Below are 18,086 nucleotides of genomic sequence, written 5' to 3' on the forward strand. Positions count from 1 at the left end.
ACCCGGACCCTCAACGGAAGGAGCAAGACCATGACCGAACCGCGCGAATCCGACGACGTCTACGGCGACACCCCGGAAGAAGAACGCGAGACGATCCGCGGCGAACAGGGCACCTCGGGAGACGAACACGACGACTCCGACCCGCAACAGGGCCGCTGATCCTCAGCGGGACGATTCGCAGGCTTCGCGGGCGGGCACGCCGCAGCCGAGCCGGGCCCAGACCGTCTTGCCGCCGGAATGCTCGTGCACTCCCCAGTCGTCGGCGAGGCGGTCGACCAGCAGCATCCCCCGGCCGCGTGCCCGCTCGTAGTCCGGCGGCCGGACCTCGGGGCGGCGGGGTTCGGGGTCGTCCACTTCGATCACCACGACGCACGGCCGGGACAGCACGGTCAGCCGCGCATAGCTCGGCCCCGAGGTGTGCTCGTAGGCGTTGGACGCGAGTTCCTCGATCACCATCAGGACGTCCGCGAGATGGTCGGGCGAGAGATGCCCGAGGGATTTGCCCGCCCAGGCGCGCACCTGGGGCAAGGCCCCGACTCCGGTCCCCCGCAGGTCCAGCACCCAGGGCGCGTCGCCCTCGCCGGAGTCCGAGCCGGTCACGGCCGGCCCGTCCTCGGTTGGTGTGGACACCCCGCCGACGACGCGACGGGGTGCGGGGAACTACAGGTGCCGGAAAACGCCGCCGCGCTTCGCTGCCCCTCGCCGCAGCCGCTTGACCTCACGTGGGGAAGTCCCTTTCTCGTTCTCGACTTCGCCGATGCCCAGACGGGCGTACCCAGACGGGGCGGACTTCACACCTGCTGGCGCGCATCTCTGGACGCCGAGGCGGGTTCGGCTACTGTCGCTGCATGCCGCCTCACGCGCCGGAGCCCGAATCGCGCACCCGCCTCGCCGAAATCCTTGGCACCGGCGCGAGCAACGCCGCGCTCGGCGAGGACCTCACGAAGATCCTCGCCCGGGCTTGCACCGTCCTCGACGTCGACACCGCCACCGTGCTCCGCCACGAACCGCGGTGGCAGCACCTCGTCGCGATCGCGGCCGCCGGCCTCGAGGAGGAGGTCTACCAGGGAGTCCGGGTCCCGGTCGGCGCGGGGTTCGCCGGTGCCGTCGCCGAGCGCCGGGAACCGGTGGTCATCGACCACGTCGACCAGACGACGGTCCTCAACCTGCTGCTGTCCGAACGCGGACTGCACACCATGCTCGGCGTCCCGATGCTGGCCGGATCCGAACTGGTCGGCGTGCTGCACGTCGGAACCGTGCGGTCGCGCCGGTTCACCACCACCGACATCGAAACCCTGCGGCTGCTCGCCGACCGGCTGGCCGCCGTGCTGCAGGCGGAGCTCATGCACCAGAACCAGGCCGCGACCATCGCGTTGCAGCGGAGCCTGCTGCCCGGGGTCCTGCCCGTCATCGACGGCCTGCGCCTGGCCGCCCGCTACGTGCCGGGCGCGGAAGCCGGGCTCGGCGGCGACTGGTACGACGTGTTCCGGCTCCCCGGCGACCAGACCGGCATCGTGATGGGCGACGTGTCCGGGCACGGTCTCGACGCCGCGGTCATCATGGGACGGCTCCGCAGCGCACTGCGCGCGTACGCGCTCGACTGCGACGATCCCGCCGAAGTCCTCGCCAAGCTCGACCGCAAAGCCAACCACTTCGAGCACGGCGTGATGGCGACGGTCGCCTACGGCGTGCTCAGACCCGGCCACCAGAGCATGGCGCTGTCGCTCGCCGGGCACCTGCCGCCGGTCGTGGCGTCGCCAGGCGAACCGGCGCGGCTCGTGCCCGCTCCGCCGGATCCGCCGGTCGGCCTGACCGTCGGAGCCAGTGTCGACCGGCGCACGACCACGGTGGACCTGCCGCCGGGGGCCGTCGCCGCCTTCTACACCGACGGTCTCGTCGAACGGCGGGACCGGCTCGTCGACACCGGCATGGACGAGCTCGCCGAGCTGGTCCGGCCGGAGGACCCGGAACGCGCCTGCGCCCGCATCATGGCCGCGATGGTGGGGTCCCGGCCGCCGCAGGACGATGTCGCACTCGTGGTGCTCCAGCGCACCGCGGAGGCCGGAACCCCTTGATCACTCCGCGGCGAGCGCCTCGTCGAGCGTCGGGTACAGCGGAAGGCTCGACTCCAGCCCGGTGAGCTGGATCGGCCGCAGGGTCGCGCGCCCGGACGCCACGATCCGCACCTGCGTCCCTTCCGGCGCTTCCCGGCACGCGGCCAGCAGCACGGTCAGCCCCGCGGACGCGAGGAATTCGACCCCTGTCAGGTCCAGCACCAGCACCGGAGGCTTCCCGGAGACGGTTTCGGCGACCGCGGCCGTCAATTTCGGGGCGGTCCCGAGGTCCAGGTCCCCGTTCAGGGCCAGCACCGCCGCGGAAGGGCGGTCGGCCCGTTCGATCGACAGCGAACCCGGCGGGTCGATCACCGGGTCGGTCAGCTCACTCATCGCTCTTTCCCTCCTCAGGAAGCCCGGCACCCCTGTGCCCGGGCAGGAAAAGGACGCGGCTGGCTGTTCAACCGCGAATAGCATGCCTTACGACGGCAGCGCACACGAATGCCGCCGCCGGAAATGATCTCGAATCCCGCGGCGACCTGCAGCACGGGGGTGCCTGGAATGAGACGTCCGGCGCAGTGCGAGCGGCTCCGGGTGGGACGGATCGGCCCTGGGCGGGCCGCGGCGATCTCGGAGCCGGTCCGGCTTTGCGCACGCCAGTGGCGGTGGGAGGCCGCCTCGGCGCGCTGGGCCGCGACCTCGCGCTGGTGGGAGGTGTGTCGATCGACGCATTTCCCGCCTGACGAGACGACACGGTCCGGGGCTGGCGCTCGGTCGCACCGTTGCCCGGCCACCTTCTCGCGGGTCGGGCCGACCCGCGCCCCGGCCTGGCAGGCCACGGCCCGCACCGGGTCTGGAGCGGAACGCCTGGCACGCCGCGCGCGAACCTCGTTGCGCCCGGCTGCGCCGCTCCTGACGCGCCGAGCCGACGCACTCGCCGACCCGGCAAGCCACGATCCGAAACACCGCCTCCCGAGCAGAACACCCGCCACGCCGCGCATCGAACCTCATCGCGCCCACGCCCACCCCGCCGCGTCGTGACACGCCAGGCTGACGCACTCGCCCGCCCGGCACGCCACGACCCGAAACACCCCCTCCCGCGCAGAACGCCCGGCACACCACGCGCGAACCTCATCGCGCCCGGCCGCGCCGCTGCCCCACCGCGTCCTGACACGCCAGGCCGACACACTCGCTCCCCCGGCAAGCCGCAACCCGAAACACCGGCTCCCGAGCAGAACGCCCGCCACGACCCGCATCGAATCTCACCGCGCCCGCCCCCGCCGCTGCCCCGCCGCATCCTGGCGCAACCGGTCCGTCTGCGCGCCGATCTCCCCGACCCGGTCGGCCAGCGCGGCGTGCCGCGGTTCGAGATGCGCGCGCACGTCCGCCAGCGGCGGCAGCAGGTTCGTGACATCGTCCTCGCCCAGCGCGACGCCGAGCCGGTCGGCGCGTTCCTGTCCGGCGGGGTCCAAGCCGGGCGCCGCGCTGACCTCGGCGGCCAGTTGCCGCAGCACCGCGGCGTTGCGCCGGGCCCAGTCCGCGACTGCCCGGTCTCCCGCGCGGCGGTCGCGTTCGGCGTCGACGCGGGCCTCGCCGGTGGTCTCCCCGGACGCCGACGGGCGCAGCCGCAGGTACCGGCGTTCGGCCGCCTGTCTGCTCGCCACGCCCAGCGCCGGGGCCAGCGCGGCCCAGCTCGCGCCCGCGGCCCGCGCGGCCGCGATCAGTTCCGGTTCCCACTCTCCGAGCTGGTCGCGCAGCGCCCGCAGCGCGGACAGCGCGGCCAGCGACCGGTCGGCCGCCGCTCCGCCGTCGCGGGCGGCCAGCACCGCCTCGCGGACGCCTTCGACCAGCAGGCCGGGGTCTACCTCCGCCATGGCGTCATCCTCTCGACGACTTGGCAGTTGTCATCGTTTCGATGACATGCTAGAAGGAAAGAGCGTCCCCTGTCGAGCGGCGGAGGTGAATCCGATGACCTGCCGATCCCGCGGGCAGATTCCCCGCGTTCCGCAGGTTTCCCGTGCCCCGTTACCGGGAATCAGGTGCGGACCGCCCGCAAGGGCGAATTCCGGCCACTAGCCGGTGAACCCCGCCGCGCCGCTGGATGCGGCCCGTGGCGCGGGGCAGGCCATCCCTGACCCGCGTCAGTCCTTCGCGCGAGAAAGGCGTTGTCCCCGTGTCCTTGCCGTTGCACACCGCCCAGACCGGCCCGTCGCACCCCGCGCTGGTCCCCCTGTGGAACTACCTCGCCGACGTCACCGGCGCACTGGGCATCGGCCTCGAGTCCTGCACCGTCGACCACGACACCCCGGTGTCGGCCTACGTCGCCCTCGACGGCCACCTGCCCGCTTACCCCGGCCGCGACGTCGCCCTGCTGTGGGACGAGATCCGCGGCTGGGCCGCCGCCGTGGAAACGCATTCCGGCGAAGACCTCATCGTCATCCGCTACCTCGGCGGGCCCTCGGTCGCGCCGCCCGCGTCCCGTGTCGCCGAGTTCGCGGCGGCGGTGCGCGACGACGACCACCGGATCGGCTGCCTCGCCCCGCCCGAATTGCGGACCCTCGGCACCCCGGCCGAACTGGACGCCATCCTTCGCGAGGTGGTGTGAACCCGGAGGAGCCGTCCCCGACCCTCCACTGTGGACCGTCCGGTTTCGCGCCGCCGTGCCCCGGGTAGCCAGGCGCATGAGCGAGTTCGAAGCCGGACGGCGGATGCCCGCGCCCGCGGAGCGCGTGTATGCCGTCGCCTCCGATGCCGCGCACCTGAACGAATGGCTGCCGGAGCCAGTCGTCGCGTCCCCGGCCGGGCATCGCGACCGGCTCCGGCTGGAATGGAGCGGCGGCTGGCTCCAGATCGCGTCCGGAGCCGCTGGCACCAGCCACGCGACGCTGCACCTGTCCGTTCCCGCTGGTCAGCATGGCGATGACCTGCCCGCCCTGATCCGCGCGTCTCTCGACCGGCTCGCCGTTTTGTCCGGCTCGCCCGGCTGAACCGTCCACAGTGGACCGGGCCGGATCGTTTTCCGCCGGGCGGAACGGGAAGGCCCCGCGACGCGGCGGATCGACTACTGTGTGCGGCCAGGAGTTGATGGTCCATGGTGGTGCGGAAGGAAATTCTGCCCGGGCCTCGCCCGCCTCGCACGGAACTGAACCGGCTCGCGATCGACTGCGTCGTCGACAGCCTGCTGCGATGTCTCCCTCTGGCCGAGCAAACCCGGCTGGGCATCGTCGCGCCGAGCCGCGGCCGGACGTGCGACCGCGAGGCCCTTTTGCTGGAGATCTCGTTGCGCACCAGGCGTTCCCCGCACGCGGCGAGGTGCCTGGTCCGGGCGGTCTACTCGGCACTCGGCGCGACGTCGCCGGAGCTGGCCTCCCGAGTGCGCGCGGGCGTGAGCCCGGACGTGCTGGTCCTGCTCGGCGGGACGCGGCAGCCGTGCACGTGGTCGCGGGAAACGCCGCCGCGTCGGCTGAGCGGGTGACGTCGCTCCCGGTCTGGCCTGGGCGAACAGCCGCCCGATAGCCAGATCCGGGAAGGCGCGGAACCGCCGCCGGAGTCTTCGAGTTCGGCCGCGAGCCGATCCACATCGGCCATGCCTTCCCCTCAGGCTCGGGCAGTTCACCCTTGGCAGGCAGGACCCGCGGCGGTCCAGCAGGAGGGACTTGCCGTTCCGGCAAGATCGCGTGCATTCCGGTCCCCGCTCCGGCGACCCTGGTCGCACACCGACCCGAGGAGCCGACCGATGACCACCGAAGCGTCCCTGTTCTGGGACGAAGTGCACGCCGCCCAGCCGTCCGGGGCCGCCGAACCGAAGCCGAACGTCCGGCTCGTGGAGACCGTCGGCGGCCTCCCTCCCGGCGACGCGCTGGACCTGGGCTGCGGCAACGGCGGCGACGCGCGCTGGCTCGCCGCCCGCGGCTGGAACGTCACCGCGACCGACATCTCGGCCGTCGCGGTCAGCCGCCTGTCCGGCACGCGGATCACTGCCGTGCGGCACGACCTGCGGGTCAGCTTCCCGGCTGGCGACTTCGACCTGGTGTCCGCGCACTACCTGCAGACGCCCTTCGAACTCGACCGGACGACGGTCCTGCGCACCGCGGCGCACGCACTGCGCCCGGGCGGACGGCTGCTGGTCGTGGACCACGGTTCGGCCGCGCCGTGGTCGTGGAACCAGGACCCGGACGCGCGTTTTCCCGGCCCGGCGGAGATCGCCGCGGATCTCGCGCTCGACCCGGCCGGGTGGACCGTCGAGCGCTCCGATTCCCCTACCCGGATCGCGACCGGACCGGGCGGGCAGACCGCCGAGGTCGTCGACCATGTCCTGCTGATCCGCCGCGCCGCCTGACCCGGGAAGGAAACCGCTATGACCCGCCGCCGCGACACCCCGCCGCCTCGCACCGGAGGCAGCGAAACCGAAGTTCTGCGCGGATTTCTCGACTATCTCCGCACTTCGGTCGCCGCCAAGGTCGACGGTGCGCCGGAACCTGAGGGCCGCACCGCCGCTGTGCCGTCCGGCACGAATCTGCTCGGCCTGCTCAACCATCTGACTTTCGTGGAACGGTCGCTGTTTCTCGGCGAGACCGTCAAGAACTGGCCGTCGACTTTTCGCACCGAGGACAGCGTCGCCGACGTCGTCGTCCGCTATCGGGAGACGGTCAAGCTCGCCAACGAAGTTCTCGACAGCTGCCCGGATCTCGCCGCGCCCGTGCCGGGTCGCGAAGGCCCGAGTGTCCGCTGGGCGCTCACGCACATGATCGAGGAAACCGGACGGCACGCGGGGCACGCCGACATCCTCCGCGAACTGATCGACGGCAGCACGGGACGCTGACCGCAAACCAGCCGGTATTCGCCGGAGTGATCTTTACCGCGAAGGCAGCAACCGAGGCACGAGCCGGACGTAGCACACCATCCCGACCACCTCCACCAACGTCTGCGCCACCACGGCGACCGCCGCGGCGGCGAACCCGTCCGGCAACGCCAACGCCAGCGGAAGCACCACCAGCGAGTTCCGCGTCGCCCCAGTGAAGACGATCGCCCGCCCCGCCGCGACGTCCAATCGGAACAGTCGCGCGACCCCGAGTCCAGCAAACGCCATTACCACCAGGAAAACCACGTAGAACGGCACCACCGACGCGACCGGGCCGAGTCCACTGTGGAGCTTCGGCAACTGGGACGCGACGACCGTCGCCAGTGTCGCGGCCATCAACGGCACCATCGCCGTCCCGGCCGCGTCGGAGAAGCGGCGTCCGGCCGCGCGGCGGGCCGCCCAGGCTTGGGTGAGCCAGGCCAGGGCCAGCGGGAGGGCGATCAGCACGAGAAACGCTTCGAGGAACGGCCCGATCCGCGCCGCCCGCGCCAAGTCCGCGCCCAGGAACAGATACAGGAACCCGGGCAGCAGGATCATCTGCGCGAGCAGCAGCACCGGAGTCGCGGCGAGCAGGCGGCGGCTGCTGCCTCCGGCCAGTCCGCTGAAAACGATCACGTAGTCCACACACGGGGCCAGCAGCACGAGCAGCATGCCCAGCCGCAGCGCCTGTCCAGCCGGGAAGAAGACCGACATCGCCGCGACCACCATTGGCACGACAGCGAAATTCACCGTCAACGCGGCACCGAGGAACCGGCCGTCGCGTAACGAGCGGCCCAGTTCGGCGACGGGCACTTGCAGGAAAGTGACGTACAGCAGCGCTGCCAGCACCGGGTTGATCACCGGTTCCAGCCCCGGCCCGGCTTGCGGAGCCAGCCAGCCGACCAGCGCGCCAACCCCCAGCGCGCCAAGGTAAATAACGACCTGGTGACGTTCCATCCGCGACGCCAGTCCGGACGGCTGCGACCCGGGATCCGCTCCCGTCACCCGGACAGTCCACTGAGGATCGCGTCGATGCCGAATCCGAACGCCTCGTCCGAATCCCCGCTGCGCGCCGGGTCTTCTTCGACGATCCCGGCCCGCACCAGTTCGGCGTGGTTCTGTTCCTCCGCGACGAAGCCGAGTACATAGTGGACGACCGTGCGCGCCGCCCACTCCGCGCGCCGTTCGTCGAACTTCCCGGTGAACAGCCGACGCAGCGCGTGCGTGGGCACCAGCAGATCCGGGCGGTACGCCTGCACGAACGACACCACTTCGGCTCCGTCGCGGACTTGCAGCAGCGCTGCCCGGAAATCCCCCGCAGCCTCGCGCGGATCCTTCGCCGCTTCCGGCAGTCCTTTCAGGATCCGCGCCGCGACGACCGCGAGCAGCTCCTGTTTGCTGGCGACGTGGTAGTACAGCGCGCCCGGCTGGACCCCCAGGTCCATGGCCACCCGCCGCATCGACAAGCTGCTCAGCCCGGCGGCGGCCAGCAGCTCGTACGCCCGGTCGACGATCTGGTCTCGCGTCACCTTCACCCCTGCCATTCTGCCCGCCGCTTGCTTCCGGCCGAGCGGCCGCCTAGGATTTGATAGGTGTTCAAAACCTTCGACGACCTGGCCGACCGGCAGCTGGCCGGCGGCGTACTCGACCGCACCGACGCCCGCGCGGTGCTGGAAGCGCCGGACGAGGACGTGCTCGGCCTGGTCGCGGCTGCCGGACGGCTGCGGCGCGCGCACTTCGGCAACAAGGTCAAGGTCAACTACCTCGTCAACCTGAAATCGGGCCTGTGCCCCGAGGACTGCGGGTACTGCTCGCAGCGGCTCGGGTCGTCCGCGCAGATCCTCAAGTACTCGTGGCTGTCCGCCGAGGAAACGGCGCGCCAGGCCGGCGCGGGCATCCAGGGCGGCGCGTCGCGGGTGTGCCTCGTCGCGAGCGGGCGCGGGCCGAGCGACCGCGACGTCGACCGCGTGGCGCAAGCGGTCGAGGCGGTGAAGACCGCGCATGCCGACGTCGAGGTCTGCGCCTGCCTCGGGCTGCTCAAGGACGGCCAGGCCGAGCGGCTGCGCGAAGCCGGGGTCGACGCGTACAACCACAACCTCAACACGAGCGAGTCCCGGTACTCCGAGATCTGCACGACGCACGGGTACGACGACCGCGTCGACACAGTCGAAAAAGCCAAGTCCGCCGGGCTTTCCGCGTGCTCCGGCCTGATCGTCGGCATGGGCGAGACCGACGACGAGCTGATCGACGCGATCTTCGCGCTGCGCGACCTCGGCAGCGATTCGATCCCGGTCAACTTCCTGATGCCGTTCGAGGGCACGCCGCTCGCCGGGACCTGGGAGCTGAGCCCGTTGCGCGCGCTGCGCATCCTCGCGCTGGCGCGATTCGCTTGCCCGGCAACGGAAGTCCGGATGGCCGGCGGCCGCGAAATGCACCTGCGGTCGCTGCAGCCGCTCGCGCTGCACGTGGTGAACTCGCTGTTCCTCGGCGACTACCTGACCAGTGAAGGCCAGGCCGCGAAGGCCGACCTGGAAATGATCGCCGACGCCGGTTTCGAGGTGCTCGGCGCGGGCGAGCAGCAGCAGGCCGCGCACTCCGCCCCGGCGCTGCGGGAACGCGGAGCGGGCACCGCCGCCGCACCCAACGCGTGACCGCCGTGGTGTCGATGCACGACTGGCTGACCGCCGCCGGACGGGACCGGCACGTCGCCGGTCTCGTCCGGCGCACCGATGATCGGCGACACCCACGGGCGTCCACTTTGGATCTCGCGTCGAACGATTATCTGAGCCTCAGCACCGATCCGCGCCTGCGCGCGGCCGCCGTCCAGGCCGTGGAGAGGTACGGCGCGGGTGCTGGCGCGTCCCGGGTCGTCACCGGCACCACGCCGTGTCACACCGAACTGGAACGCGAACTAGCCGCTCTCACCGGACAACCGGCCGCGCTCGGGTTTTCCAGCGGCTACACGGCGAACATCGGCGTCATCACCGCGCTCGGTTCGCCGGACACGCTGCTGATCACCGACGCGCACATCCACGCGTCGCTGATCGACGGCGCGCGGCTGTCGCGCTCCCCCGTCGCGATCTGCCCGCACAGCGACCTGGAGGCGCTCGAACGCCTGCTGCGCGACCGGTCGCAGGAACGGGCGATCGTAGTGGTCGAGTCGATCTACTCAGTGCTCGGCGACGCTACGGATCTTGTTCGCACGGCGGCATTGTGCGCCGAGTACAACGCCTTCCTGGTAGTCGACGAAGCTCACGGCATCGGCGTCGCGGGCAACGGCCGGGGCGCGGTGCACGCAGCCGGTCTCGCGGGCGCGCCCCACGTCGCGGTGACCGCTACGTTGTCGAAGGCTTTGGGCGCACAAGGCGGCGCAGTGCTGGGATCGCCGTTGCTGCGCGAACATCTGGTCAACACGGCGCGGACGTTCATCTTCGACACCGCGCTCGCCCCCGCCGCGGCCGCGAGCGCGGCGGAAGCCTGCCGGATCATCGCGGCCGAACCGGCGCGAGTCGATGAGCTGCACCGCGCCGCGTCCGCGATCGCCGACGCCGCAGGAGTTTCGCGAGCACCCGGCGCGGTGCAGTCGATCCCCGCGGACTCGCCGGAACAGGCCGTCGCGGCCGCGAATCAGCTGTACGAACGGGACATCGTCGTCGGCTGCTTCCGCCCGCCGAGCGTCCCGGACGGCATCTCGCGGTTGCGGCTAGTCGCCCGAGCCGGGGTTGACGTGGACCGCGCCCAGGACGCCGCGCGGCTCGCTGCCCGATGGTCCCGCGCGGCGAGCATCGTCTGATCGCTTCCAAGAGCCGGATCAGCTCGCCTGCGCAACCGGCTAGTCGCCCGAGCCGGAGTTGGCCTGAACCGCGCTCAGCACGCCGCGCGGCTCGCCACCCCACGACCGAGCCGCGTCGGACCGCTTCCGGAACAACCCCTCCACCGCCAGCGCACCAGGTCCAGTGAAAGCCAGCAACAGAAAAGCCCAGCAGAACATCGCCGCGGGCTCGCCGTGGTTCTGCAACGGCAGCAAGCCGTCCGGCTGATGCACGACGAAATACGCGTACGCCATCGAGCCGGACGCGAGCAGCGCCGCGATCCGGGTGCCGAGGCCGAACGCGACCAAGAGGCCGCACGCGAGCTGGATCACCGCCGCGTACCAGGAAGGCCACGTGCCGACGGCGACAGTTCCACCCTTCGGGCCGCCGCCGAAGAACCCGAACAGCGCCGCCGCGCCGTGGGCCGCGAACAGCAGCCCCACGACGATCCGGAACAGGCCGAGCACGAACGGGACGGCCCGGTCGAGCGCACGCTCTGGCATGGGTCCTCCTCGGAGAGTGACTAAGGTTAGGCTTGCCATACCGTACGTGCCGGTACCCCTTCCGTCCAGACGCTGTGACCCTCGACAAATCGAGCTGAACCGTTCCGGCCCCTGCCGCGTGTCGGGGGAAGGCGACATCCGCGCACCTCCTGGAGGCTGGGATGAAGGGCAAAAATCCGGCGACTGCAAAAACTTTCGGGCTGACTGCCGCGCTGGCCGCGGCGGGTCTGTTCGCCGCGGCGTGCGGTGGCGGCGGCGACACCACAGCCGCGCCGCCCGCCGCGCCGACTCATCTCACCGACACCAAGGGCGACACGATCTACCTCTTCGCCGCGGATCACGACGGCCAGTCCGCCTGCACCGCGAGCTGCGCGAGCTACTGGCCCCCGGTCGCGGCGGGCACCCCGCTCACCGGCGTGGCGCAGGGCGGCATCGGCTCCATCACCCGGGCAGACGGGTCCAAGCAAGAAACACTCGGCGGCCATCCGCTGTACCGCTACCGCGGCGACCGCGCCGCCGGGGAGACCAACGGCCAGGGCTTGAACCTCAACGGCGGGCTGTGGTGGATGGTCTCGCCGAGCGGCGCCGCGATCACGACCACCCCGGCGGCGTCGGGCACCGGCGGCTACAGCGGAGGCGGCTACTCCGGCGGCGGGTACGGCTGAACAGCGAAGTAACGCCTTTCGGGGTAGGCGCAGTCTCAGTCGGATACCTCTGATCAGGGGAACTTGACCAGGCAGTCGAATAAGACCAAACTTCGCTAGTGATATAAGTACTCCCGTCGTCCCCGCATCGAAGGAGTTCGTCAGTGACCTCGTCGTTCGTCATCATCGGAGCCGGACTGGCCGGAGCCAAGGCCGCGGAAGCGTTGCGCGACAAGGGTTTCGACGGGAAGATCACCATCGTCGGGGACGAGCGGCACCTGCCTTACGAGCGTCCGCCGCTGTCGAAGGACTACCTCGCGGGCAACGCGGAGGCCGAGAGCTTCCAGGTGCACGACGCCGCGTGGTACGCCGAGAAGAACATCGAGCTGCGCCAGGGCGTGAAGGCGACGGCGATCGCGCGGGACGAGAAGCGGGTGGCGCTCGACGACGGCACCAGCCTCGGCTACGACAAGCTCCTGCTGGCCACCGGCGCGAGCCCGCGCGAACTGCCGGACACCGCGGGGATCTGCTACCTGCGCCGGATCGAGGACTCCGACCGGCTCAAGGAACTGTTCGGCACCGCCGCGAAGCTGGTGGTCGTCGGCGGCGGCTGGATCGGCCTCGAAGCGACCGCCGCCGCGCGCCAGGCCGGGGTGGAGGTCACCGTCGTCGAGGCGCTCGAACTGCCGCTGATCGCCGCGCTCGGCCCGAAGGTCGCGCCGGTGTTCGCCGACCTGCACCGCGCGCACGGCGTCGACCTGCGGCTCGGCGTCCAGGTCGAGCACATCACCAACGGCGGCCAGGCCAAGCGGATCCGGCTCAGCGACGGCAGCGTCCTCGATGCGGACGCCGTCCTGGCCGGGATCGGCGCCAAGCCGAACGTCGAACTCGCCGAGGCGGCCGGGCTCGACGTCGACAACGGCGTGGTGACCGACGCGAGCCTGCGCACGAGCGACCCGGACATCTTCGCCGCCGGCGACGTCGCGAACGCCTACCACCCGTTCCTGGGCAAGCACCTGCGCGTCGAGCACTGGGCGAACGCGCTCAACCAGCCCGCTGTCGCCGCGGCCGGGATGCTCGGCAAGGAGGAGTCGTACGACGAGCTGCCGTACTTCTTCACCGACCAGTACGACCTCGGCATGGAATACCTCGGTGCCATCGAGGGCCACGACCGCGTCGTGTTCCGCGGCGACGTGGCCGGGCGCGAGTTCATCGCCTTCTGGCTCAAGGAAAACCGCGTGCTGGCCGGGATGAACGTCAACGTCTGGGACGTCACCGACCCGATCAAGGCGCTGATCCGTTCCGGCAAGACGGTGGACCCGGAGCGGCTGGCCGACCCCGGGGTCGCGCTGGAGGACATCGCCTGATTTCCGTGCCTAGCGGGCCGCTCCGCGTCCGGGGCGGCCCGCTAGGCTTTTCGCCGTGGGGACTGAAATTCTTTCCGACGGCTGGGACTCTTCGCACTACGTCTTCCGGACCTCGGCGTTCGACGCGATGTTCCTCGTCGGCGGCGGAGAGGACCCCGACGAGGTGGACAACGTCGACGTCGAGGTCCGCTATCCCGACGGCTCCCGGTGGAGCGCGACGATGTTCACCCTCGACGAGGTCGACCGGATCATGCGCCGCTGGGAAAGCACCGGCGAGTGCGCCGGTGGCAGCTATTTCGCCTGTGTCGATCAGGTGATCGTCCGCGAACCCGGCGTGCGCGAGATGGCCGCCGTGCTGATCGCGATGCACGACTGCGGCGAACTCACGTCTCATCTGATGCGCTTGGACGGCTAGTCCCGGGGCAGCAACCCCTCCAGAGCCAGCTCCAGGAACCGCCGCCAGTCCCCGCTCCCCGTGCGGACCACCGACGACAAGCAGCCGACCAGCAGGTACACGTCGCCGACCGTGCAGTCCACGCGCAGCACCCCCGCCGCCTGATCCGCCGCGATCGCTTGCGCCACCACGGTTTCCAGCTCCGCCAGTGCGTCGCCACGGGGTTCGCTCCCCGCCGACCCGCGCGCCGTCTCAATGGCGGACGACAGCGCCCGATCCGCGGACAGCACCTCGCCGACGTGCCGCAGATAGCGTTTGACGCCGGATTTCCCGTCCAGGCACCGTTTCCGCGCGTACTCCGCGATCTCGGCGAACCGCTGCTCCGCCAGCGCCTCCACGAGCGCCCGCCGGTCCGGGAAGTTCCGGTACACCGTCCCGACGCCCACCCCGGCGACCCGCGCGATCTCCGGAAGCTGGACATCGTCGTGCTTGGCGAGCAGCGCACGGGCCGCTTCCAGCACCCGCGCCCGGTTGCGTTCCGCGTCCGCCCTCGGCCTGCGCTCCGTTGACAACCCGTGCCCTCCCGTGGCTAATGTGGAAACGGACTCCGCTTCCGACTTGTCTGCGAGGATACCCCATGACGAAGGACCGCTTCCTGCTTCTCCAGCCCGGCGAGGCACGCCCGGGCCGGGTGCCGCTGCCGCCCGCGTTCGCCGTGAAGGCGATGACGGGCGACACCGAGGCCCGCTTCTCCCTGATGGAGGTGACGCTGGCGCGCGACATCCCGCGGCACGTCCACCACGAGGCCGACGAATGCATTTACGTCCTGGAGGGCGAACTGGGCATCGACTTCGCCGACGAGAGCCACGTCGCGGCGAAGGGGATGTTCGTGCTGCTGCCGCACGGGGTCCCGCACGCGCTGCGGGCGGTGTCGGACCCGGCGCCGCGGCTGCTGCAGATCTCCTCGCCGGGCGGGTGGGAGCACTATCTGGAGGATCTGTTCGAGGCCGGACCGGCGGTGCTGACGGACGGCGCGGTGGACCCGGTGAAGATCAATCCGGTGGCCGCGCGGTACGCGATCACGTATGAGGAATGACGTCGAGCAGTTCTGCGGTGCTGGCCAGTTCTCGCCCTCGGGCAGGATCGGTCGGCCGTCAAAAGTGTTCCGCGCATCGGGACTCGCCGCACCGCGCGGGTTTTCCGCCGCATACCTCGGAAGGTCAGCGGCGAGCTGACCTTCCGATGGCACCGGGAACCTCGAGCTGCGGGCACCGGAGCGAACCGGTGCCCGCGCGCCGTTCACGCCGTCCGCAGCCGCCGCCACTCCCACGCGGCCAACCCCGCGAACAACAACGTCGCCACGCAAGCGGCAGCCGTCAGGAACCACTCGGCTCCCCCGTCACCGCCGTCCGGAGAAGCGCCAGTCGTGCGTTCGATCCAGTCCGGCGCCGTCAACGTCAGCACCAGCGCCACGGCACTGAGCGCTGCCAGTGCCGCCTCACCCGCGATCCGGAGCCGTTGTGCAGTGTTCATGTCGCCCTCCCTGCTGTCAGTACTTCGCCGCGTTGAGGCGGGTCCGCCAGGTGTTGCCCGCGCCGGCGTATTCGCCGTAGCTCCACACGGTCCGGGAATCCGACGGGTCCCGGCCGATGCCGAAGTAGTCGCCCCATCTGCCGCCGGTGTAGGCGCTCTGCCCGGCGATCACCGAAGCGCTGCCCTGCAACGTCCCCGGCGGATCGGTGGCGAGGCGGCCGGTCTGGCGGAAATGGCCGTACTCGTCGGCGGCGGACCGGCCGAACGCCACGTGGGCGTTGAGGGAAAGGTCGGTCTGGATCACCGGGAAGAAGTAGTGCTTGCCGGGTGCGCCGAACGCGCCTTGCTGCGTGATCCCGTGGCTGGGCACGTCGATCTCGTACCACTGCACCACTGATCGCGCCTCGGTGTCGCCCGGCCAGCTGTACGCGGAGGTGTGCGTCGTCCAGACTTTTTGCGTGCGGCCCGCCGACTGGAAGACCGCGTTGAGCAGCCGAGTGTCGTTGGTGGCGATTCGCGTTGCCCCGCCGTCCTTTTGCACCGCGCCGGGCGGCAGGCTGTAGCCGCGGCAGGGCACGGCGGTCGAGGTCAGCGTCGGTGTGCCGCCGGACCACGGGCCCAGCGGGTTCGACAGCGTCCAGAGAGTGAGGCTCGATCCCGACGGGAACAGCGAGTTCACCAGGTACGCGCGCGGATTTCCGCCGAGGCCTTCGAAATGGGTGCACGGCTGCACGGAGAACGCCGCGCTCCGGTCCGGGTTGGCCAAGTCCCAGAAATCCCACCAGCGGATGGTGTGGCTCCCGCCGGTTCCGCCGCCGTACAGCTCCGCCTTCTTGAAGATGCGCAGTTTCGCGTAGGCGAACCCGCCGCCGAAGGCGAACTGGTTGGTGGACACGTAAATCGCCTGGGTGTCGAAGCCCAGCATCGGGTAGTCGGACCAGTTGCCGGTGGCGGTCGAGCCGTTCGCGGTCGCGTCGGTGCTCCAGATCCAGTACCCGCCCGCGGGATCGGCGGTCTGCGAGACGCCGAGCATGATCCACGACCCCTGCGGATTCGCGCGCCGGGCGGCGATGCAGACGATCCACCGGCCGCTGTAGTGGTCGTAGGCCAGTTTCGGGTCGAAAAGCTGCGCTCCGGCGGGCAGCACCGGGTTGAACATCGCGGTGAAGTTGGCCCACCGGAACTGTGGCAGGCCGGTCTTGTCGTAGCCGACCAGGTCCACGTTGACCGCGGCCAGCACCTGTTTCGGGCCCACCGCGACGGTGCAGTCCGGCGGCTGGAACGCGGTCTGCGAAATCCCGTCGAAGCTCGCCGACGCCGCCGGGGCGAGCCCGTCGTAGATCTGGTCCTCCGGCGGATTCTCCTCCGACGGTTCCGTTGACGCTTCCTGGTCCAGCTGGACGTCGAGCGCTTCGTCGGGTCCCAGCGCTTCCGCGCCGTGCTCCCGCGCATCGGTCTTGAGCCGGTCGTACTCCTCGACCGGCACCGGGAACCGTTGCGCGAACAACGGCGACCGGTCCGGCGACGGCTGTTCGGCGAGCAGTTCGCCGACCGTCAGATCCGCCATCTCCCGCGACGCGCCCCCGGCCGTTTCGCCGATCTGGCCCTCGAGCACCTGAATCCCATCAGGCATCACGGTGATCACCCTCTTCCTCCGCGGCCTCGTCGCCGGCCCGTGCCGGGGCGTCGGCCTCGTCCTCCCGATCGCGGTGCCGCTCGGCGGCCGCCTTCAACCGCTCCAGCTCGGCCGCCGGAACCGGCATCCCGATCGGAATCTCGTACCCCGCTCCCGGTTCAGCGGGCGCGGTCTCGCCCGCCGGGCCGCTTTCCGCGCCCTCGCCGCGTCCGGCTCCGGACCGCGGCACTTCCCGTTCGCTCATCGCTCACCCCAGGGAAATACGCCGGAAAAGATCCATTCCAGCAGGGTTCACGAAAAAGGTCGCGGAAGAGCCGGGAACGGATACGAAGCACCGCGAGCTTCAACCGAACGGCGCAGCGGAAATCGATTTCAGCGTTTTTCGACCCCTTTTCCCCACGGGCGCATAAAAACTGACCGGAAACAGTTTTGAAGAACCTTTCCAGGTTTCAGGTCCGCCACTCGCTGCCAGCCCTGAGCGCCCGAATGCTGACGGTTCAAGAACTTCCGACCTGCTCGCCCGGACCCTCCCCGCTTGCGCCGCATTCGCCGATCATCCCCGCATCGGCACCCGCGAATTGCGTCCACCTTGTGCATTTTGTCGGCCGACAAGTTGAGCACCCGGTTAATTCTTCACGCATTCCTTCGAAGGTAGGTAGTGCGATCGCCCGGTCCCGGCGGAGGCTGGCGCGACCGTATTCCTGGGAGGAGATTTCCATGTCCCGACTTGCCCGTTTCGCCGCGCCCGCCGTCGTTCTGGCCGGTTCGCTCGTGCTGGTCGCGCCCGCCGCGAACGCCGCCGTCCCGCATTCTCTCGCCGCGAAGTGCTCGCAGTCCTATCTTCCGCTGCCCGATCCGGTCTGCACGCCCGGCGCGACCAACCCGGACGTCACCCAGGACACCATCGACGACACGATTTGCGTCCCCGGCTGGACGGCCACGATCCGGCCCTCGACGACCTACACCAACAAGCTCAAGAAGCAGGGCATCATCGACTACGGCTACTCCGACACCTCGCTCAGCTCGTACGAGGAGGACCACTTCCTGCCGCTCGAACTCGGCGGCGCGCCGAAGGATCCGAAGAACCTCTGGCCCGAACCGCACGACGGCGACCAGAACTCCTACAGCAAGGATTCCGTCGAAAACGCGGTCAAGAAGGCGGTGTGCGCGGGGAAGGCCACCCTCGCCGACGCGCAGCACGCCATGCTCACCAACTGGACCACCGCGGAGTCCGTGCTCGGCATCGACTGAGCGGACCACGGCCGCCTGGGTTTCGGGGCCGAAGCGGGCCCAGGCCAATGTC

Annotated in this window: 24 protein-coding genes; 14 read left to right on the plus strand and 10 right to left on the minus strand. The window is 70.6% G+C overall.

Annotated features, from left to right (window positions below; genetic code table 11):
* The first annotated feature begins 30 nt into the window (after positions 1-30).
* A complete protein-coding gene (locus ACZ63D_RS02120) occupies positions 31-159 on the plus strand; it encodes a hypothetical protein (RefSeq protein WP_268744698.1) in 129 nt (42 codons plus the stop codon).
* A gap of 3 nt (positions 160-162) precedes the next feature.
* Here the strand turns inward: ACZ63D_RS02120 and ACZ63D_RS02125 are convergent, their stop codons facing one another.
* Positions 163-600, minus strand: a complete 438-nt coding sequence (locus ACZ63D_RS02125; protein WP_465352442.1) for an ATP-binding protein — start codon at positions 598-600, stop codon at positions 163-165.
* 248 nt (positions 601-848) lie between these two features.
* Between ACZ63D_RS02125 and ACZ63D_RS02130 the strand changes: the two genes are divergently transcribed.
* Positions 849-2,075, plus strand: a complete 1,227-nt coding sequence (locus tag ACZ63D_RS02130; protein WP_465352443.1) for a PP2C family protein-serine/threonine phosphatase — start codon at positions 849-851, stop codon at positions 2,073-2,075.
* Here ACZ63D_RS02130 and ACZ63D_RS02135 read toward each other — a convergent pair whose 3' ends face one another.
* On the minus strand, positions 2,076-2,447 hold the full coding sequence (locus tag ACZ63D_RS02135) for an STAS domain-containing protein (RefSeq protein WP_465352444.1): 372 nt from the start codon (positions 2,445-2,447) through the stop codon (positions 2,076-2,078).
* An 869-nt stretch (positions 2,448-3,316) separates the two neighbouring features.
* Positions 3,317-3,928, minus strand: coding sequence for an HSP18 transcriptional regulator (locus ACZ63D_RS02140; protein ID WP_465352445.1), 612 nt, complete (start codon positions 3,926-3,928; stop codon positions 3,317-3,319).
* Between the two features lie 305 nt (positions 3,929-4,233).
* On the opposite strand from ACZ63D_RS02140, the gene ACZ63D_RS02145 reads away from it, so the two are divergent.
* The 5 genes from ACZ63D_RS02145 (at position 4,234) to ACZ63D_RS02165 (ending at position 6,876) form a co-directional block, all read left to right on the plus strand.
* Positions 4,234-4,659, plus strand: coding sequence for a DUF6292 family protein (locus ACZ63D_RS02145; RefSeq protein ID WP_465353680.1), 426 nt, complete (start codon positions 4,234-4,236; stop codon positions 4,657-4,659).
* 76 nt (positions 4,660-4,735) lie between these two features.
* Positions 4,736-5,041: an SRPBCC family protein gene (locus ACZ63D_RS02150; RefSeq protein ID WP_465352446.1), complete on the plus strand. Its 306-nt coding sequence runs from the start codon at positions 4,736-4,738 to the stop codon at positions 5,039-5,041.
* A gap of 104 nt (positions 5,042-5,145) precedes the next feature.
* Positions 5,146-5,529, plus strand: coding sequence for a DUF2267 domain-containing protein (locus ACZ63D_RS02155; protein ID WP_465352447.1), 384 nt, complete (start codon positions 5,146-5,148; stop codon positions 5,527-5,529).
* Positions 5,530-5,790: 261 nt separating this feature from the next.
* Positions 5,791-6,393: a class I SAM-dependent methyltransferase gene (locus ACZ63D_RS02160; protein WP_465352448.1), complete on the plus strand. Its 603-nt coding sequence runs from the start codon at positions 5,791-5,793 to the stop codon at positions 6,391-6,393.
* A gap of 18 nt (positions 6,394-6,411) precedes the next feature.
* The gene (locus tag ACZ63D_RS02165) at positions 6,412-6,876 is read left to right on the plus strand and encodes a DinB family protein (RefSeq protein WP_465352449.1); all 465 of its coding nucleotides are present in this window, start codon (positions 6,412-6,414) and stop codon (positions 6,874-6,876) included.
* A 33-nt stretch (positions 6,877-6,909) separates the two neighbouring features.
* On the opposite strand, the gene ACZ63D_RS02170 is transcribed toward ACZ63D_RS02165, so the two are convergent.
* Together ACZ63D_RS02170 and ACZ63D_RS02175 are read right to left on the minus strand one after the other, a co-directional pair.
* Positions 6,910-7,851 (minus strand): arsenic resistance protein, encoded by a 942-nt coding sequence (locus ACZ63D_RS02170; RefSeq protein ID WP_465353681.1) that lies wholly within the window; start codon positions 7,849-7,851, stop codon positions 6,910-6,912.
* Between the two features lie 44 nt (positions 7,852-7,895).
* On the minus strand, positions 7,896-8,438 hold the full coding sequence (locus ACZ63D_RS02175) for a TetR family transcriptional regulator (protein WP_465352450.1): 543 nt from the start codon (positions 8,436-8,438) through the stop codon (positions 7,896-7,898).
* 48 nt (positions 8,439-8,486) lie between these two features.
* Here ACZ63D_RS02175 and bioB point away from each other — a divergent pair, with 48 nt between their 5' ends.
* Both bioB and ACZ63D_RS02185 read left to right on the plus strand, forming a co-directional pair.
* Positions 8,487-9,545 (plus strand): biotin synthase BioB, encoded by a 1,059-nt coding sequence (gene bioB / locus ACZ63D_RS02180; RefSeq protein ID WP_465352451.1) that lies wholly within the window; start codon positions 8,487-8,489, stop codon positions 9,543-9,545.
* Entirely contained in the window at positions 9,542-10,687 is a 1,146-nt protein-coding gene (locus tag ACZ63D_RS02185; RefSeq protein WP_465352452.1) for an 8-amino-7-oxononanoate synthase, read from the plus strand. Before bioB ends, ACZ63D_RS02185 begins: the two co-directional genes overlap by 4 nt.
* A 39-nt stretch (positions 10,688-10,726) precedes the next feature.
* On the opposite strand, the gene ACZ63D_RS02190 is transcribed toward ACZ63D_RS02185, so the two are convergent.
* Positions 10,727-11,209 carry a DoxX family protein gene (locus tag ACZ63D_RS02190; protein ID WP_465352453.1) on the minus strand — a complete coding sequence of 161 codons (483 nt, stop codon included), beginning with the start codon at positions 11,207-11,209 and terminating at the stop codon, positions 10,727-10,729.
* A 161-nt stretch (positions 11,210-11,370) separates the two neighbouring features.
* On the opposite strand from ACZ63D_RS02190, the gene ACZ63D_RS02195 reads away from it, so the two are divergent.
* The 3 genes from ACZ63D_RS02195 (at position 11,371) to ACZ63D_RS02205 (ending at position 13,635) form a co-directional block, all read left to right on the plus strand.
* On the plus strand, positions 11,371-11,874 hold the full coding sequence (locus ACZ63D_RS02195) for a COG4315 family predicted lipoprotein (RefSeq protein WP_465352454.1): 504 nt from the start codon (positions 11,371-11,373) through the stop codon (positions 11,872-11,874).
* A gap of 143 nt (positions 11,875-12,017) precedes the next feature.
* Positions 12,018-13,220, plus strand: coding sequence for an NAD(P)/FAD-dependent oxidoreductase (locus ACZ63D_RS02200; RefSeq protein ID WP_465352455.1), 1,203 nt, complete (start codon positions 12,018-12,020; stop codon positions 13,218-13,220).
* Positions 13,221-13,275: 55 nt separating this feature from the next.
* Complete coding sequence (locus tag ACZ63D_RS02205; protein ID WP_465352456.1) at positions 13,276-13,635, plus strand: hypothetical protein; 360 nt, start codon at positions 13,276-13,278, stop codon at positions 13,633-13,635.
* Here ACZ63D_RS02205 and ACZ63D_RS02210 read toward each other — a convergent pair.
* On the minus strand, positions 13,632-14,186 hold the full coding sequence (locus ACZ63D_RS02210) for a TetR/AcrR family transcriptional regulator (protein ID WP_465352457.1): 555 nt from the start codon (positions 14,184-14,186) through the stop codon (positions 13,632-13,634). The two genes, ACZ63D_RS02205 and ACZ63D_RS02210, sit on opposite strands and share 4 nt — an antisense overlap.
* A 65-nt stretch (positions 14,187-14,251) precedes the next feature.
* Between ACZ63D_RS02210 and ACZ63D_RS02215 the strand changes: the two genes are divergently transcribed.
* Positions 14,252-14,710, plus strand: coding sequence for a cupin domain-containing protein (locus ACZ63D_RS02215; protein WP_465352458.1), 459 nt, complete (start codon positions 14,252-14,254; stop codon positions 14,708-14,710).
* Between the two features lie 203 nt (positions 14,711-14,913).
* On the opposite strand, the gene ACZ63D_RS02220 is transcribed toward ACZ63D_RS02215, so the two are convergent.
* The 3 genes from ACZ63D_RS02220 to ACZ63D_RS02230 are packed head-to-tail and all read right to left on the minus strand — an operon-like array spanning position 14,914 to position 17,027.
* Positions 14,914-15,147, minus strand: coding sequence for a hypothetical protein (locus ACZ63D_RS02220; RefSeq protein WP_465352459.1), 234 nt, complete (start codon positions 15,145-15,147; stop codon positions 14,914-14,916).
* 16 nt (positions 15,148-15,163) lie between these two features.
* Positions 15,164-16,780 (minus strand): hypothetical protein, encoded by a 1,617-nt coding sequence (locus ACZ63D_RS02225; protein WP_465352460.1) that lies wholly within the window; start codon positions 16,778-16,780, stop codon positions 15,164-15,166.
* A complete protein-coding gene (locus ACZ63D_RS02230; RefSeq protein ID WP_465352461.1) occupies positions 16,773-17,027 on the minus strand; it encodes a hypothetical protein in 255 nt (84 codons plus the stop codon). The genes ACZ63D_RS02225 and ACZ63D_RS02230 overlap by 8 nt, the downstream gene beginning before the upstream one ends.
* Before the next feature lie 473 nt (positions 17,028-17,500).
* Between ACZ63D_RS02230 and ACZ63D_RS02235 the strand changes: the two genes are divergently transcribed.
* Positions 17,501-18,034 carry a hypothetical protein gene (locus tag ACZ63D_RS02235; protein WP_465352462.1) on the plus strand — a complete coding sequence of 178 codons (534 nt, stop codon included), beginning with the start codon at positions 17,501-17,503 and terminating at the stop codon, positions 18,032-18,034.
* The last annotated feature ends 52 nt before the right edge of the window (positions 18,035-18,086 follow it).

The organism is Amycolatopsis sp. NPDC104775 (assembly GCF_055583325.1).

Excerpts from the sequence above, each read along its gene's own strand:
- ACZ63D_RS02120 (WP_268744698.1), top strand. The coding sequence starts at position 31 with ATGACCGAACCGCGCGAATCCGACGACGTCTACGGCGACACCCCGGAA.
- ACZ63D_RS02130 (WP_465352443.1), top strand. The coding sequence starts at position 849 with ATGCCGCCTCACGCGCCGGAGCCCGAATCGCGCACCCGCCTCGCCGAA.
- ACZ63D_RS02135 (WP_465352444.1), bottom strand. The coding sequence starts at position 2,447 with ATGAGTGAGCTGACCGACCCGGTGATCGACCCGCCGGGTTCGCTGTCG.
- ACZ63D_RS02140 (WP_465352445.1), bottom strand. The coding sequence starts at position 3,928 with ATGGCGGAGGTAGACCCCGGCCTGCTGGTCGAAGGCGTCCGCGAGGCG.
- ACZ63D_RS02150 (WP_465352446.1), top strand. The coding sequence starts at position 4,736 with ATGAGCGAGTTCGAAGCCGGACGGCGGATGCCCGCGCCCGCGGAGCGC.
- ACZ63D_RS02155 (WP_465352447.1), top strand. The coding sequence starts at position 5,146 with ATGGTGGTGCGGAAGGAAATTCTGCCCGGGCCTCGCCCGCCTCGCACG.
- ACZ63D_RS02160 (WP_465352448.1), top strand. The coding sequence starts at position 5,791 with ATGACCACCGAAGCGTCCCTGTTCTGGGACGAAGTGCACGCCGCCCAG.
- ACZ63D_RS02165 (WP_465352449.1), top strand. The coding sequence starts at position 6,412 with ATGACCCGCCGCCGCGACACCCCGCCGCCTCGCACCGGAGGCAGCGAA.
- ACZ63D_RS02170 (WP_465353681.1), bottom strand. The coding sequence starts at position 7,851 with ATGGAACGTCACCAGGTCGTTATTTACCTTGGCGCGCTGGGGGTTGGC.
- ACZ63D_RS02175 (WP_465352450.1), bottom strand. The coding sequence starts at position 8,438 with ATGGCAGGGGTGAAGGTGACGCGAGACCAGATCGTCGACCGGGCGTAC.
- ACZ63D_RS02190 (WP_465352453.1), bottom strand. The coding sequence starts at position 11,209 with ATGCCAGAGCGTGCGCTCGACCGGGCCGTCCCGTTCGTGCTCGGCCTG.
- ACZ63D_RS02195 (WP_465352454.1), top strand. The coding sequence starts at position 11,371 with ATGAAGGGCAAAAATCCGGCGACTGCAAAAACTTTCGGGCTGACTGCC.
- ACZ63D_RS02215 (WP_465352458.1), top strand. The coding sequence starts at position 14,252 with ATGACGAAGGACCGCTTCCTGCTTCTCCAGCCCGGCGAGGCACGCCCG.
- ACZ63D_RS02220 (WP_465352459.1), bottom strand. The coding sequence starts at position 15,147 with ATGAACACTGCACAACGGCTCCGGATCGCGGGTGAGGCGGCACTGGCA.
- ACZ63D_RS02225 (WP_465352460.1), bottom strand. The coding sequence starts at position 16,780 with ATGCCTGATGGGATTCAGGTGCTCGAGGGCCAGATCGGCGAAACGGCC.
- ACZ63D_RS02230 (WP_465352461.1), bottom strand. The coding sequence starts at position 17,027 with ATGAGCGAACGGGAAGTGCCGCGGTCCGGAGCCGGACGCGGCGAGGGC.
- ACZ63D_RS02235 (WP_465352462.1), top strand. The coding sequence starts at position 17,501 with ATGTCCCGACTTGCCCGTTTCGCCGCGCCCGCCGTCGTTCTGGCCGGT.